This window comes from Thioclava sp. FR2 (assembly GCF_051200875.1).
Taxonomy (GTDB): domain Bacteria; phylum Pseudomonadota; class Alphaproteobacteria; order Rhodobacterales; family Rhodobacteraceae; genus Pseudotabrizicola.
The window spans coordinates 2,179,527-2,195,089 of record NZ_CP195191.1; the positions used below are offsets into that span (position 1 = coordinate 2,179,527).

The following is a 15,563-nucleotide window of genomic DNA, read 5'->3' on the forward strand; positions in this document are numbered from 1 at the left end:
AATCCGATCTCGGGTTTCGCAGCCCAAATACGCGGGCAGACGGGCAATTTCAAGACTGAACGACCATTTGCGCCATGTTCCCCCGCCGCGCAGCGATGGCCCTTTCACGCTCGACCATACGCTCCAGCGCGTCCCAGCCTTCGCCAGCCGCCCTTGCGACGCCTCGACCCAAGCCCGTCCCTTGCTTGCGCAGGAACAAGACCCCGCCAAGACCCAAAACCAGAACCGCGGCCAGCATCATGCCCAGCGGCACTGCGCCGAAGGGCGACAGACTCGCCGCAACCGGCGCAGGGCTGGACGCAACGGGAGCCGGTATGGGCGCTTCCACAACGGCTGGTGCAGGCGCAGCGCGTTCGGCTGCCGGGGCCATCTCGGCACTTGGCTGCACGGGCACCGCCTCGGCTTGGACCGCAGGCTCCGCTTTCACCGTTGCAACCGTTGCCTCGACCGGCGCCGCAGCCGGGACTTCTTTCGACGTCACGGCAGCGGCAGAACGCGGTGTCAGCCCCTGCGTGGCGAAAAGACCGTCCAAAGACCCACCGCTGGAAACGGCCAGAACGCCAAGGCCCAGCGCCAGCGGCAGGAACTTCTTCGCACCCCCTGGGGTAGCCGCAGGTTTTCTTGGCATCAGGGTCTGCGCCAAAGCAGCCAATCCGCCCGTCTTTTCGCCCGATTTAGCAGGCACCTCTGCTTCCAAGGCAGACTCTGCCGGTTTGCCGGAAACGCGCGAAACCGCCGCCGTCATCCCCCGGCCCAGTGCCTTTTTCGTCTGCAGCAGTCCAACAAAGAATACCGCCATCACGACCAAGGGCATCAGGAACATTCCACCTGCCCAGACAAAGGCCACAACCCCGCCAAGACCCGCCAATATCCAAAGTCCCTTTCTTGATCGGGGGCGCTTTGGCGCGACCGGATCAAGCGTGGTCGTCACAGCGGCAGGATCGGCCCCCACCGCATCCATCATGTGCGGGGCAATAGCGGTCTTTGGCTCCTCTACAGGCAGTTGCGCAGGTTTGCGCCGCAACTTGGCCACCGCGATCAACAGGAACAGCCCCGCCAACCCGCCAAGGATCATTGTTGCCGTCGGGCCGAAATCCGGGTCCGGCGCCAGCGCGGCCTCCCTGCCCTGCATGCCCCACGGCTCGATATACTGGAACCCTGGGGCCTTTTTCACGCCCAGCTTGCCCAGCGCATCCTCGGCCATATTCTTCAGATCAGGACTGCGGTCTGCTTTCCCATTCAGGCGAAAGACAAGCCGTTCACCGGCAATATCCTCAACATTCGCGCCCATATCATCCAGAAAGCTCTCCACGCCGGATTCGGGCAAAAGAACCACCGCACGCGCCAGCTTTGCATCAGGCGCATCGTCGGGACCAAGCAGCACGAACATCCGCCGCACGGTGTCATAAGACCCGCGCTTGGTCTTGGTCGTTTCTGTCAGTTGATAATTGAAGTCCGGATTGATCCAGCCAATCACATGCACCTCGCGCGCGGCATGAATGTCGCGCTTGGGATCAAAGCCGTTCAAGGACACGGCTTGCGGAATACCGTCGCGCAAGGCCCGCGCCTTTTCGGCCTCGTCCTTCTTTGCGGCCTCGTTGACGATGAACGCCAAGGCCATCAGAACGACAGCCAGAAATGCCTGGACCTTCCAGGATGATCTGAAAAGCAGATTGAACATAATGTCCTCGCGAAAAATCACTCTCCCGCAGATTGAAAGTGGAAATGGACGCAAGGGTGGTCTGATCTGGAAAATTTTGTGGCGAAGCCAATCTCGGGTGCAGGCCGGGATTATGGCCACGATGTCGCCGCCAGCCTCAACAGGCGGTTGCGTAAGGAGGCCAAACCATTGGCTCCAAAAGGCTCGAAATGCACCCTGTCTAGGTCTGGCTTCAGCCCAACTCTTTGACCGCCGCAGGTCGGGGCTTGCCCCGACTCTACCCCTGCCACGGGGACAAAAGTAAAGAAAAGCTGAATCCCCGAGACTAGCCCGTTGATTTTAAACAAGTAAAAAAAACGTCCCCGACGGGGACGGTATTTTTTGGCGCTTTTTGGAAAGTGGCAGGGGCAGCAGGGTTCGAACCCGCGACCTACGGTTTTGGAGACCGTCGCTCTACCAGCTGAGCTATACCCCTAGGCCTGATCGGTGGGTTACGGCAGGCGGGGCGGGTCGTCAAGGGGCAATCCAGAGGAATCCGGGCCAGACCCGCATCAGAATTGCCCCCATCTTCCCCAGCGGATCAATCGACCTGCTGAACCTTCAACCCGATCGCCGCATACCAATCGGCAACAGCCCTGATCTCTTCATCAGAAAGCTCTGCCGCGATTCCCGACATGATCTCTGACTCGCGCTTGCCCAGACGGAACGACTTGAGCTGCGTGTCGAGATAAATGTTCGTCTCGCCCGCAAGGTTCGGCGCAAGATCAACCACAGCAATTCCATCAGCCCCGTGGCAAGAAGCGCAGACCTCTGGCGCCCCGGCCAGATCGGTTTTTGGAACCGCGGTGGCCAGATGCCCGGCATACCAAGCCGCGACATCCGCGATGTTCTGATCACTCAGCCCCTTTGCTACGACAGACATCATCTCATGTTCTCGCCGCCCCTCGCGGAAGGCCAGCAATTGTGCCGCGATATAGTCGGCAGGTTCCCCCCCGATATTCGGCGCGATGGGAATCTTGGCCAACCCTTCAAGCCCATGACAGGTCCGGCACTGACCGGCCACCTTGCGCCCGTCAGCCCGGTTTCCCTCGGGCGGGTCTTGCGCCATGACGGCCCCGGCGAGGAAAACCCCGCCGAGGCACAGTAAGACACCCCGCATCATTCGCCGTAGCTGATGCGATAGATCGCACCGGCAAGGTCATCCGACACAAGGATCGACCCGTCCCGCAACTGGGCCACATCGACCGGACGGCCAAGATATTCACCGTTCTCGTCGATCCAACCCGTTGCAAAGGTCTCGGCCGTCGCGGTCCCGTCTTCGGCCACATAGGTCACGATAACCTCTGCCCCGCTTGGGGTGGTGCGGTTCCACGAACCGTGTTGGGCCGAGAAGATGGCGTTCTTGTACTTCGCCGGGAACTGATTGCCGGTGTAGAACGTCATGCCAAGATCAGCCGCATGGGCAATCGTTTCCACCGCCGGCATCACCACTTCGACCGGCACTTCCTGACCCGTATACTCCGTTGTACGAACAGAACCGCCACCGTACCAAGGATGGCCGAAATGCTGTCCAGCCGCGGTCTGGCGGTTGATTTCACCGGGCGGAATGTCATCGCCCATTCCATCCACCTGATTGTCGGTGAACCAAAGCTCACCCGTGACCGGATGGAAGTCATGACCAACCGAGTTGCGGACTCCGTAGGTGTAGACCTCACGGTCAGATCCATCGAGGTTCATCCGGATGATACCACCAATCCCGGTTTCCTTATAAAGATCCAGCTTTTCCGGGGGCGACACATTGAAGGGCTGGCCAAGGGAAATGTAAACCTTGCCATCGGGCCCCATTTTGCAGACGCGTGCGGTGTGGTTGTAGCTTTCCTCCTCAACCGGGATCAGCTTTCCCTGCGGCACGATCGGAACCGCGACCACATCGGGGCTTTCATAGAAGAACTCTGCTGCCGGATAGAGAAGGACACGGTTCTGCTCGGCAATGATCAGGAAGCCGTCCTTGGTAAAGCAGGGGCCGTTGGGAATGGCCTTTGGCAAGGATGGCGCGAAGTTCTTAACCTCGTCGGCGACACGATCCTTGTTTCGGTCCGTCACGGCCCAGACTTCAGACTTCCGCGTGCCGACAAAGGTCACAATACCCTGCGGGCCGACGGCCATGTGCCGCGCGTCGGGAACGACAGCATAGAGCGCGATCTTGAAGCCTTCGGGCAGCTTGACCCTCTCAAGGTTCTTTTTGATCGCCTCGGCATAGTCGCCGCCCTGATCAACTACGGTGAATTCGGTCACGCCCGTCGTCTTGAAGGCGCCCAACTTGGCAAGATTGTCAGGCAGATCCGCATTCTGAGCCGAAGCCGTGGATGCCAATAATCCGACTGCCGCAACGGTTGTAAGAAATCGTTTCATTCCAAGTCCTCCCAGTAACTTATGAAGGGCCACCGCGGCCCTTCACGCTTTTGTTCATCGGTGGATCAGATGTTGTTTGCCGCCATTTCACGAGCAATGTGGTCTGCCTGGCGGATTGCCAAGGCAACGATGGTCAATGTCGGGTTTTCCGCCGCGCCCGTGGTGAACTGCGAGCCGTCCGAGACGAACAGGTTGGAGATGTCATGTGACTGACCCCACTTGTTCACCACGCCATCCTCAGGCTTTTCCGACATGCGGTTGGTGCCAAGGTTGTGAGTGGACGGGTAGGGCGGCGTCGGGAAGGCGCGGGTCGCCCCGACGGCCTCATACATCGCGATCCCTTGTTTGTAGGCGTGGTTCCGCATCGCAATGTCATTCGGGTGATCATCAAAATGAACATTGGCGACCGGAAGACCATGCTGGTCCTTGGCGTCAGAGAGAGTAACGCCATTGCCAAGCTGCGGCATGTCTTCGCCCACGATCCACATGCCCGCCATGTTTTCATAATGGTCAAGCGCCGTGGTGAAACTGCGCCCCCAACCGCCGGGGTTCAGGAAGGCCGCCATGAATGGCAGGCCCAGCGACAGTGTTTCCAACTCGTAGCCACCGACAAAACCGCGCGACGGATCGTGACGCGCTTCGTCTTGCACGATGCCGGCCATCGTGGTGCCACGCCACATGCGCACCGGCTTGTCGAAAACGGCGTAAACCGAACCAGTCGTGTGGCGCATATAGTTTTTCCCAACCATACCGGAAGAGTTCGAAAGCCCGTTCGGGAACATGCTGGACGCCGAGTTCAGCAGCAGACGCGGGCTTTCGAAGGAGTTGCCGGCGACGCAAACGATGCGGGCTTTCTGGAACTGAAGATTGCCGTCCTTGTCGAAATACTCGACGCCGGTGACCTTGCCTGCTTCGTTGTGCAGGATGCGGGCCACATGGCTGCGCTCACGCACTTCCAGATTGCCGGTCGCCTCACCGCGCGGAATGTCAGTGTAGGCGGCAGACCATTTTGCACCCCATTTACAGCCCTGGAAGCAGAAACCGGTCTGCTGGCAGGCCAGCCGGTCGTCATAGTCGCTGGAGTTGATTGCCATACGACCCGTGTGAACTTCGCTGTAACCAAGCGCCTTCGCGCCTTTTTCGAAGACTTTGAAGTTGTTGTTTCCCGGAAGACCGGCGCGGTCACCTGTGCGGGTCACGCCCAGCTTGGTTTCGGCCTTTTCGTACCAAGGCGCCATTTCTGCTGCGTCAATCGGCCAGTCCAGCAGGTTGGCGCCGTCGACCTTGCCATAGGTGGTTAGCGCCTTCCATTCATGCTCTTGGAACCGGATCGAGGCACCTGCCCAGTGGGTAGTGGTGCCACCGACGGCCTTTACGATCCAGGCTGGCAGCCCGCCAAAATCCTTTGCTACACGCCATGAACCGCTGGTGGTCCGGGCATCGGTCCACGCCAATTGGCCGAAGCTTTCCCATTCGTCATTGATGTAATCTTCGGGCAGGTAGCGTCCGCCCGCTTCCAAAGCGACGACCTTGACGCCTTTTTGCGCCAGTTCGTTTGCAAGAACACCGCCGCCTGCGCCGGTGCCTATGATGACGACCACAGAGTCGTCGTTAAGGTCAAATTTGGCAACCATGTCTGACTCCTCCCTTACAGCCAGTCGATGTCATCAAAACCGCGGTCGATGTAACCGCCTTGCGAGAAGGACTCGCCTTGGTAGCCAAAGATTGGCCAGACATCTTTCTGATTGTAGAGCCCGGTGACGAGGCCCGACCGAACCGTCTGGAAAAACACTGTCGCTTCAACGGCCTGCAGGACCTTGACGCGATCTTCCTCCCAACCGATCGACAGGTAATCCGCATGCCCCTGTGCTTGCGCCGCAGCATTCAGTTCAGCAACGCCGGCTGCGACTAGGTCCTTGGCTCCCTCGGCATCGTAGCCTTTGACGGCGACGGCATAGAAACGATCCGGCACCTGATCATGCGGATAGATGTCACGCGCCATTTGCAGCAGTGTTGCCATTTGTTCCGGTGTGATCACCGAAACCTCTAATGCCCAGGCAGCATCCGGCGCGGCGACAAAGCCAACTCCGGTGACCGCAAGAGTTCCGGCCGCAATGGCGCGGCCAAGAAGGGCTCTCCTCGTCAGCCCTTTTCTTTCGATTTTCGTCATAGTCTCCTCCCTAGAATGACGAAAAGGCGGGGGTCACTGGAACCGCCCACCTCTTTGCAAAACCTCGATCTGGTAACCGTCTGGGTCAGCCACGAAAAAGAACTTCGCGACCGAAACGCCGTTGTTCTGGAAATCCACCAACTTGCGCGGAGCAAGGCCCGCCTCTGTCAGGCGCGCGTGTTCTGCATCGACATCGCTGACGGAAACCGCCAAATGGCCATACCCGTCGCCCAGAACATAAGGCTCGCTGCGCCCCTTGTTCACGGTCAGCTCAAGCTCGAACCCGCTTTCCGGGTTAGAAAGATAGATGAGGGTGAAGGTCTCGAAATCCAGTCGATCTGCGACCTTGAGGCCAAAAGCCATGTCGTAGAATGCAACGGACCGTGCCTCTTCGAGGACGCGGATCATCGAGTGTATTGCCTTGGCCATGTAACCTCCAAAATTCAGGCGATTTTGGTAAGGTTATCGGACCAATTTTAATGCCGGGTAGTACTGGACTACTACAGGCGTTTTTTTGTCTCTACTCTGCTGCGTACCGCGCAAGGCTTTGAGGAACTTGGTCAAATTCGCCCAAGTGGATCGTACAGGCGCAACGTAAAAGCGATGAAAAGTTGTTCGCCTCACCGTTCTGAATCAACACTTCAGAATGGAGTTTCGACAAAAATTGCGGCGTGGAAACGCCTTCCTTCTCAGCCATTTGGTCGAGAATTCCCCAGAAAGCACGCTCCAGCCTGATGCTGGTCGACTGCCCGTTCAAACGCAGTCTGCGGGTGACGCTTTCATAGCGGGCCGGATTTTGTCCGGCAAAGATCTGGCACATCTTCTTTTCCTCCCAGATCAGAATTTCCGATAAACAGCCGAATCGTCAACACGCCTTACGTCATGAAAAAAGGGGCCGCCCAAACAGGCAGCCCCTTCCATCAGTTGTGCGGTCGAGATCAGGCGATGATCTTGGAGACAACGCCTGCGCCGACGGTGCGGCCGCCTTCGCGGATAGCGAAGCGCAGTTTTTCTTCCATGGCGATCGGCGCGATCAGTTCAACTTCGAACTTCAGGTTGTCGCCCGGCATCACCATTTCGGTGCCTTCCGGCAGCTTCACGGTGCCCGTCACGTCGGTCGTGCGGAAGTAGAACTGCGGACGGTAGTTCGCGAAGAACGGGGTGTGGCGGCCGCCTTCTTCCTTGGTCAGGATGTAGGCTTCTGCTTCGAACTTCGTGTGCGGGTTCACCGACTTCGGCTTGCACAGAACCTGACCACGCTCAACGCCTTCACGGTCGATGCCGCGCAGCAGAACGCCAACGTTGTCGCCAGCTTCGCCGCGATCCAGCAGCTTGCGGAACATTTCAACGCCGGTGCAGGTCGACTTCTTGGTGTCGCGGATGCCGACGATTTCAACTTCGTCGCCAACGTTGATCACGCCGCGCTCAACACGACCGGTCACAACGGTACCACGGCCCGAGATCGAGAACACGTCTTCGATCGGCATCAGGAACGGCTGGTCAACAGCGCGCTCCGGGGTCGGGATGTACTCATCAACGGCCTTCAGAAGCGCGCGGATCGAGGTTTCGCCGATTTCCGGACGCTCGCCGATCAGAGCCTGGTGAGCCGAGCCCTTGATGATCGGAATGTCGTCGCCGGGGTATTCGTAGGACGACAGAAGTTCGCGAACTTCCATCTCGACCAGTTCCAGCAGTTCTTCGTCGTCAACAAGGTCAACCTTGTTCATGTAGACGACCATGTACGGGATACCAACCTGACGGCCGAGCAGGATGTGCTCGCGGGTCTGCGGCATCGGGCCATCCGACGAAGCAACCACGAGGATCGCGCCGTCCATCTGGGCAGCACCGGTGATCATGTTCTTAACATAGTCGGCGTGGCCGGGGCAGTCGACGTGGGCGTAGTGACGGTTCTCGGTCTCGTATTCAACGTGAGCCGTCGAGATCGTGATCCCGCGGGCACGCTCTTCCGGCGCGCCGTCGATCTGGTCATAGGCCTTGAATTCGCCGAAATACTTCGTGATCGCCGCCGTCAGCGTCGTCTTGCCGTGGTCAACGTGGCCAATCGTGCCGATGTTGACGTGCGGCTTGTTACGTTCAAACTTTGCCTTTGCCATGCCGAAGCGCCCTTGAATTCGGGGGGTCGTGGCGGAAGAGCCGATTGACCCCGTTATACACGGGCGGCGACTTAAGCCGAAGGCGAGGGAAAATCAAGCCTCACTTCGGCTTTGGAACAGCACTTGGTGCAGGTTCTTCAGCCGGAACGTCAGACTTCGCCTGCTTTGCGGCCTCACGACGCGCTTTCATGGCGGCTGCGACCTCCTCGGCGGTCAGTCCAAACCAACTTGGGTTCTCTAGCAGCCAGTCTTCCACTTTCTTGGCGGCATTGAATGTCAGCGCATCCATTTGCTGTTGTTTGGTCCGAGTCAGGCCTGATCCAACGATGGTTTCACCGGATAGCGACTCGAAGACAGTGAATTGTTTGCCTTCTGCGTTCAGCTTTTTCTGGGCCGCATCGTCCCAGATATTCGCGGTGATCACCAAGACCGATTTCGGCGCGGCCACAACAGGAATTCCGGGCGGCGCAAGGGCGTAACCGTCAACAGAAATCCCGATATTGTAAAGCTTTGTACCCTCATAGCGGCCAAACCGGGCAGCAACAGCCGCTTTCATCGCGGTTTCCCATTCTTCCACGGTCGCTTCGCGGCTGATCGGAACTTTCTGTACGTTGTCCGCAACAACGATGTTCAGGCCAAGGGCAAAATCCCCCAAGGGCACCGGCTCCTCCAACACGCCCTGTTGGGCGCAAGCGGCAAGCATTGACAAAGAAAGCAAACCAGCACGCAAAGGCTTGAACATCAGGACCCCCGTTAACTGCTTTTGGGATAGCGGCAAGCGCCAATCCTTGCAAGCGCATCCGCCCCGCGGGTCCGCCACACGCAACCATTCGCGCATCGCGCCCCGTAAGACTTCCGGCCCGGGTGACTTTCGCGAACCCGTTCCTATATTTGACAAAATGGAGGTTGCGATGAACGAATACGCCCCCCTGCCCCGTCTTCCCGTGCGCGTCCCACTTGCGACCGAGCCTTTGGGGATATGGGGGTCACTTCAGGCGGGCAGACGTAATGTTTTGGAACTGATCCCCGAAATCGCGACCCATGCGCCGATCATTTCAGGACGTACCGGCAAACGCTGGCACATGGTTATGGATACCGATGCGTTGAAGCGCATTCTTCGGGACCGCGTAGAAGATTACCCGAAATCACAGGTCACTAAGCTGATCTTGGAGCCTGCCATTGGCGACAGCCTTTTCGTTGCAGAAGGAGCCGAATGGATGTGGCAGCGCCGGACAGCCGCGCCTGTGTTCAGCCACCGCCATGTCACCGGCCTTGCCCCTGTGATGACGGCCGCGGCAGAGCGCGCCTCAGACCGTGTCAGCAAGGGCGCTGGCCGCGCTGTGAACCTTTTCGACGAAATGGTTACCGCGACCTTTGAGGTCATTTCCGATGTGACCTTTTCCGATGGCAAGGGCTTTGACAGCACATCGGTGCACAAGGCCATCGAGCAGTATATTGCCCAAACTGCCAAGGTTTCGCTGTTGGATATTCTTGGCGCGCCGTCGTGGATCCCGCGTCCGAACCGGCTGATGACGGGCGCCGCGATGCGACAGACGAAGCTGTTGGCAGATCAGGCGATTGAGAGCCGGCGCAAGGAAGGACCGAAGCCGGTTCCGGATCTTCTGGATCTTTTGCTGGACGGGGAAGACCCGAAAACCGGGCGCAAGATGACAACGTCCGAACTGCGTGACAACCTTTTGACGTTTATCGTGGCTGGGCATGAAACGACCGCGCTTACGCTGTCATGGGCGCTTTATCTTTGCGCGTTTGATCCCGAGGTCCAGGCATCCGCAAGGGCCGAGGCGCAATCGGTTTTAGGCAGCCGAGCGGCAACGGCGGCAGATGTGTCGTCGCTCCCCTTGGTGCGGCGGGTCATTGATGAGGCGCTGCGAATGTATCCGCCGGCTGCCTTCCTGTCGCGCACAGCGCAGGCAAAAGATGAAATTTGCGGGCGAGAGGTCTTGCCGGGGGACACGGTGATCTTGCCCATCTATGCCCTGCATCGCCACCACAAGCTGTGGAAAGATCCGCACCGGTTTGACCCATCCCGCTTTGCAGATGCCAAGGCGATCGACAGGTTCTCGTACCTGCCCTTTGGCGATGGCCCAAGGATTTGCATTGGCGCCTCATTCGCCCTGCAAGAAGCCGTCATCATTCTCGCAACGCTTTTGGCGCGCTTTCGGTTTTCAGCGATACCGGGAAAAGACCCGAAACCCGTGCTGATCTTGACACTGCGTCCCGAGGGCGGGGTCTGGCTTTTGGTAGAGCGAGCCTGACGCCGGACGCTTCGCGCCCGGCGTCAGGCGCAAGAATTAGGCCAGATCCGCCGCGCGGGCGTGAAGATGGTCGACAAGCCGTGGATCAAGGTTCAAGCGTGCGGCCAACATGGCAAGGTAGCCCTTTTCTGCCGGCGCTTCGGGGTCCACAACCAAAAGTGACGCAGCATAAATTTCAGCTGCTTCTTCTTCGCTACGGGCAAGGGCTGCGATACGGCCCGCATCCAATGGGGCGTCGAGCTCGTCTGTGATCAGCCGTTCAGCTTCGGCCCCCATCCCCGCCTGAGCCAATTGCTGCGAAATCCGCGCGCGCTCACGGGTTGTCACATGGCCATCCGCCTTGGCAGCCGCAACCATGGCCTGCAAAAGGCGAGTTGCCAGATCGTCTGCCTTCACCGGGTCATTCGGCAAGAAAGCGGTGCCGTCGGGTTTGGGCAGCGCAACAGGGCCGGGTTCGGCAGAGGCGGCAGGTGCCTTGCCGGCCTTCCAGTCCTCATAGGCTTTGTAGGCAAGTCCACCGATCAGCGCAGCACCACCAACACTTGCGCCGGTTTTCAGAATTTTTTGACCACCATCTGTCAGCAAAAGCCCAAGAAGCCCGCCTGCAATCGCGCCTTTGCCAAGTGTCGATTGACTGTCCCAAGCACCCTTGGCCTTTTTTGCCAAGCCATCAGCGCCCGTACCAGCCGCCGCCGAATTCACTTGGCCCAAAAGCCCATCCAACAATGATTTCGCATTAATCACAGCACTCTCCCGAACTGATCCCTTTGCCTTCAGATGGGGGTTTGGTGATGGTTTCGCAATGCCGCGTTTCAGAAAGACCGCGCCACATTCGCGCCACTGTTTTCGCGCAGGTTTCCGCGGGGATTCTCAGAGCTTCATAGACCGATGCGCCAACTTTTTCTTGGATTCTTGATCTTCTTGTTTCTGTTTGGCTGTGGCGAAAGGCTCGCCGATGGTCAGGCGACCAACATCCTCATCATGGGCGATTCGATGCTGGCATCAAATCGTGGCGGGCATCAGGCTGTCGGCAATGTGCTTGAAAGCGAACTCGGCCTTGAAGTGATCGACAAGTCGGTTTCGGCTGCTCGATACTTCTATTTTCTCCCCATCTCTGGCGCGGCTGGTCTGCGCATCCCGGCGCAATATGTTCCCGGAAAGTGGGATTGGGTGGTGATGAACGGGGGCGGCAACGACCTTTTGTTCGGCTGTGGCTGCGGCTTTTGTTCAAACATGCTGGACAGGCTGGTAAGCGCTGACGGGCGGGCCGGAACCATCCCGAAATTTGTCAATGAGGTGCGCCAAAGCGGCGCACGGGTAATCTATCTTGGCTATTTGCGAAATCCCGGAACCTTCACCCCGATCAAGGGCTGTCGGGCTGCTGGCGATGAACTGGATCGTCGTTTGGCGAAGATGGCCCAGTTTGACCATGGGGTCACTTTTGTGCCTTTGGCAGATCTCGTGCCGAACGGGGATTGGACTTATCACCAGATCGACCGGATTCACCCGTCGGTCAAAGGCAGTGATGCCATCGCAAAGCGGGTGGCAGATGTGATCAGGGCCGCACCAAAGGCGCGGCCCCAAGTCAAACGCAAGTGAGGCAGATTACTTCGCCGTCAGGTCAAACCGGTCAGCGTTCATCACCTTGACCCAAGCCGCAACGAAGTCATTCACGAACTTGCCTTTGTTGTCGTCTTGGGCATAGACCTCGGCATAGGCACGCAGGATCGAGTTCGAACCAAACACCAGATCGGCACGCGTTGCAGTAAACCGCACATTGCCGGTCTTGCGGTCACGCAGTTCGTATGGCTTTCCATCGACCTTGTGCCAGCTAAGCGCCATATCGGTCAGATTGGCAAAGAAGTCGTTGGTCAATGCACCGACGCGGTCGGTGAAAACACCTTCCTTGCTGCCGCCAAAGTTGGTGCCGATGACCCGCATACCGCCGACAAGGCAAGTCATTTCCGCTGCGGTCAGACCCATCAGTTGGGCACGGTCCAGCAGCATTTCCTCGGGCGTGACAGCGTAGTCCTTTTTAACCCAGTTGCGGAAACCATCTGCGAGAGGCTCCAGAACCGAGAAAGACGCAGCATCGGTCATCTCGTCGGTCGCATCGCCCCGACCCGGAGCGAAAGGAACGGTCACGTCAAAGCCCGCTGCTTTTGCCGCCTGCTCGATGCCGACATTGCCCGTCAGAACGATGACATCGGCGATGGAAGCGCCCGAAGTCGCGGCAATCGGTTCCAGAACCGAAAGGACACGCGCCAGACGGGCGGGCTCGTTGCCTTCCCAATCTTTCTGCGGAGCAAGACGGATACGGGCACCATTGGCACCGCCCCGCATGTCAGACCCCCGGAACGTCCGTGCACTGTCCCAAGCGGTGGTCACCATATCCGACACGGACAGGCCCGAACCCGCGATCTTGGCTTTGACTGCTGCAACGTCGTAATCGGTGCGACCAGCAGGAACCGGATCTTGCCAGATCAGGTCTTCCGCCGGAACGTCGGGGCCAAAGTAACGAACCTTCGGACCCATGTCGCGGTGGGTCAGCTTGAACCAAGCGCGGGCAAAGCAGTCGTCGAAATAGGCTGGATCGGCCATGAACTTCTGGCAGATCTCGTTGTAGATCGGGTCGACTTTCATTGCCATGTCGGCATCGGTCATCATCGGCATCACGCGCTTGGAAAGGTCGGTCGGATCGACCGGCATATCTTCCTCGCGGATGTTGATCGGGCGCCACTGGTTCGCACCAGCGGGCGACTTGGTCAATTCCCAGTCATAGCCAAACAGCAGCTTGAAATAGCCCATGTCCCATTTCGTCGGGTTCGTGGTCCATGCGCCCTCGATCCCCGAGGTGAAGTTGGTCGCTGCCGTGCCCTTTGCATTCGGGTTCGCCCAGCCAAAACCGCCAGCCTCCAGATCAGCGCCTTCCGGAGCCGCTCCGATGACGCTTGCATCGCCGTTGCCATGTGCCTTGCCAACAGTATGGCCGCCGCAGGTCAGCGCCGCGGTTTCTTCGTCATTCATCGCCATGCGGGCAAAGGTTTCACGCACATGCAGTGCCGTGCGGGCCGGGTCGGGCTGGCCGTTCACGCCTTCGGGGTTCACATAAATCAGACCCATGTGCACCGCAGCCAATGGGTTTTCCAGCGTCGACGGGTTCGACAGATCGCCGTAGCGATTTTCGGACGGGGCAAGCCATTCCTGTTCCGATCCCCAATAGACGTCCTTTTCCGGATGCCAGATGTCTTCGCGACCAAAGCTGAAGCCAAAGGTCTTCAGGCCCATATTTTCGTAGGCAATCGTTCCGGCCAGAATAATCAAGTCAGCCCAGCTGACCGCATTGCCATACTTCTTCTTCAGCGGCCACAGCAGACGGCGGGCCTTATCAAGGCTGGCGTTGTCCGGCCACGAGTTCAGCGGCGCAAAGCGGATGTTTCCGCAGCCGCCACCGCCACGACCGTCGGCCAAGCGGTAAGACCCAGCCGAGTGCCATGCCAGACGGATCATCAGACCACCGTAATGCCCCCAGTCTGCTGGCCACCAATCTTGGCTGTCAGTCAGCAGGGCGTGCATGTCTTTCTTCAGGGCTTCGACGTCCAGCGTCTTCAGGGCTTCGCGATAGTTGAAGTTCGCACCCATCGGGTTGGTCTTGGTGTCCTGCTGGTGCAAGATGTCAAGATTGAGGGTCTTGGGCCACCACGCCGTGTTCGATTTCGCCGAGGTAGTAAGGCCCCCGTGCATCACCGGGCATTTGCCGGCGGGAATGTCATTACCGTCCATGGTATCCTCCAAGAGTCGCTGTTGGCAGTTTTAACAATAAACGCGGGGCGGCCAGCTTCACGCCAGCCGCACGCTCGCTCAGATGTAGAATCGTTCTAACACCCTAGTTTGATAAAGCCCAATTGCATTTTCTGAAAATACTCATAGTTTTTCCTGATGAATAATCTTTCGATGAAGCATCTTAGGTATTTCGAGGCTTTGGCCCGCCTTGGCCATTTCGGCAGGGCTGCCGAAGTTTGTTCGATTTCGCAGCCAGCGCTCTCCATGCAGATCAAAGAACTGGAGGATCTGATCGGCGCGCCTTTGGTTGAACGCACAACCCGCCAAATCAGGCTGACCGGCTTGGGCGAGGAATTTGCCGAACGCGCCCGCGAGATCATTCGGTCCGTCGATGAGCTCTCCGACCTCGCCCGCGCGTCTCAGCATCCGCTTTTGGGCCGCCTTCGGATAGGGGTGATCCCCACCATCGCCCCCTACCTTTTGCCCGGCGTCATTACGGCTTTACAGGCCCGCTATCCCGAACTGGACTTGCGCCCCCGAGAAGCCGTTACCGGCAAGCTGATTACCGATCTTATCGAGGCCCGATTGGATGCCGCAATCGTGGCTTTGCCAATTTCAGAGCCATCCCTGACGGAAGTCGCCCTGTTCGAGGAAGAATTTGTCCTCGTTCGCCCCTCGGACGAAGCAGACTTGCCCGTTCCGGATGCCACGATGCTCAAGGAAATGCGCCTGCTCTTGCTGGAAGAAGGGCACTGTTTCCGGGATCAAGCCTTGGCTTTCTGCAACCTTTCTCCTACCGCCACACGGGAAATGATGGAGGGCAGTTCGCTGGCCACATTGGTTCAGATGGTGGGGGCAGGTATCGGAGTGACGTTGATTCCAGAGATGGCCCTGCCGGTCGAAACACGCTCAGCCGATGTGGTGCTACAGCGGTTAGGCACCCCTGCCCCGAACCGCAGCATCGGTATGGTCTGGCGCAAATCCTCGCCCTTGTCCCGGCAGTTGAACGATGTCGCCGATTTGGTCCGCCAAACAGCGCTTCAGAACCGCAAGCCCGCCTGACGCGCCAGAGAGCGACGGGAAATGTCGCATCCGGGGGTGAAGTTTACCCAAAACTACCCTAGCTGGGCAAAAGCAAGACAAAGACG

14 protein-coding genes and 1 tRNA gene are annotated in these 15,563 nt (G+C 58.6%); 3 read left to right on the forward strand and 12 right to left on the reverse strand.

Annotated features, from left to right (window positions below; all coding sequences use genetic code 11):
- Positions 1-49: 49 nt before the first annotated feature.
- The 10 genes from ACSBLW_RS10690 to ACSBLW_RS10735 all read right to left on the reverse strand — a co-directional run bounded on the left by ACSBLW_RS10690 (position 50) and on the right by ACSBLW_RS10735 (position 9,059).
- On the reverse strand, positions 50-1,681 hold the full coding sequence (locus tag ACSBLW_RS10690) for a hypothetical protein (RefSeq protein WP_435256612.1): 1,632 nt from the start codon (positions 1,679-1,681) through the stop codon (positions 50-52).
- 378 nt (positions 1,682-2,059) lie between these two features.
- Positions 2,060-2,135, reverse strand: a tRNA-Trp gene (locus ACSBLW_RS10695).
- Between the two features lie 105 nt (positions 2,136-2,240).
- The gene (locus ACSBLW_RS10700) at positions 2,241-2,723 is read right to left on the reverse strand and encodes a c-type cytochrome (RefSeq protein WP_435260093.1); all 483 of its coding nucleotides are present in this window, start codon (positions 2,721-2,723) and stop codon (positions 2,241-2,243) included.
- A 95-nt stretch (positions 2,724-2,818) separates the two neighbouring features.
- Positions 2,819-4,072 (reverse strand): PQQ-dependent sugar dehydrogenase, encoded by a 1,254-nt coding sequence (locus tag ACSBLW_RS10705; protein ID WP_435256613.1) that lies wholly within the window; start codon positions 4,070-4,072, stop codon positions 2,819-2,821.
- A 65-nt stretch (positions 4,073-4,137) separates the two neighbouring features.
- A complete protein-coding gene (locus ACSBLW_RS10710) occupies positions 4,138-5,706 on the reverse strand; it encodes a GMC family oxidoreductase (protein ID WP_435256614.1) in 1,569 nt (522 codons plus the stop codon).
- A gap of 14 nt (positions 5,707-5,720) precedes the next feature.
- Positions 5,721-6,242: a Twin-arginine translocation pathway signal gene (locus ACSBLW_RS10715; protein WP_435256615.1), complete on the reverse strand. Its 522-nt coding sequence runs from the start codon at positions 6,240-6,242 to the stop codon at positions 5,721-5,723.
- 33 nt (positions 6,243-6,275) lie between these two features.
- Entirely contained in the window at positions 6,276-6,671 is a 396-nt protein-coding gene (locus ACSBLW_RS10720; protein ID WP_435256616.1) for a VOC family protein, read from the reverse strand.
- A gap of 91 nt (positions 6,672-6,762) precedes the next feature.
- Positions 6,763-7,062, reverse strand: coding sequence for a ribbon-helix-helix domain-containing protein (locus ACSBLW_RS10725; protein WP_435256617.1), 300 nt, complete (start codon positions 7,060-7,062; stop codon positions 6,763-6,765).
- Positions 7,063-7,180: 118 nt separating this feature from the next.
- Positions 7,181-8,356: an elongation factor Tu gene (tuf, locus tag ACSBLW_RS10730; protein WP_435256600.1), complete on the reverse strand. Its 1,176-nt coding sequence runs from the start codon at positions 8,354-8,356 to the stop codon at positions 7,181-7,183.
- Between the two features lie 100 nt (positions 8,357-8,456).
- On the reverse strand, positions 8,457-9,059 hold the full coding sequence (locus ACSBLW_RS10735) for a hypothetical protein (RefSeq protein ID WP_435260094.1): 603 nt from the start codon (positions 9,057-9,059) through the stop codon (positions 8,457-8,459).
- 196 nt (positions 9,060-9,255) lie between these two features.
- On the opposite strand from ACSBLW_RS10735, the gene ACSBLW_RS10740 reads away from it, so the two are divergent.
- Positions 9,256-10,632, forward strand: a complete 1,377-nt coding sequence (locus ACSBLW_RS10740) for a cytochrome P450 (RefSeq protein WP_435256618.1) — start codon at positions 9,256-9,258, stop codon at positions 10,630-10,632.
- Positions 10,633-10,668: 36 nt separating this feature from the next.
- On the opposite strand, the gene ACSBLW_RS10745 is transcribed toward ACSBLW_RS10740, so the two are convergent.
- Positions 10,669-11,376 carry a tellurite resistance TerB family protein gene (locus ACSBLW_RS10745; protein WP_435256619.1) on the reverse strand — a complete coding sequence of 236 codons (708 nt, stop codon included), beginning with the start codon at positions 11,374-11,376 and terminating at the stop codon, positions 10,669-10,671.
- 144 nt (positions 11,377-11,520) lie between these two features.
- Between ACSBLW_RS10745 and ACSBLW_RS10750 the strand changes: the two genes are divergently transcribed.
- The gene (locus ACSBLW_RS10750) at positions 11,521-12,231 is read left to right on the forward strand and encodes an SGNH/GDSL hydrolase family protein (protein ID WP_435256620.1); all 711 of its coding nucleotides are present in this window, start codon (positions 11,521-11,523) and stop codon (positions 12,229-12,231) included.
- 6 nt (positions 12,232-12,237) lie between these two features.
- On the opposite strand, the gene katG is transcribed toward ACSBLW_RS10750, so the two are convergent.
- Positions 12,238-14,415, reverse strand: a complete 2,178-nt coding sequence (katG, locus tag ACSBLW_RS10755) for a catalase/peroxidase HPI (protein WP_435256621.1) — start codon at positions 14,413-14,415, stop codon at positions 12,238-12,240.
- 156 nt (positions 14,416-14,571) lie between these two features.
- Here katG and ACSBLW_RS10760 point away from each other — a divergent pair, with 156 nt between their 5' ends.
- On the forward strand, positions 14,572-15,477 hold the full coding sequence (locus tag ACSBLW_RS10760) for a LysR substrate-binding domain-containing protein (protein ID WP_435256622.1): 906 nt from the start codon (positions 14,572-14,574) through the stop codon (positions 15,475-15,477).
- Positions 15,478-15,563 lie beyond the last annotated feature (86 nt).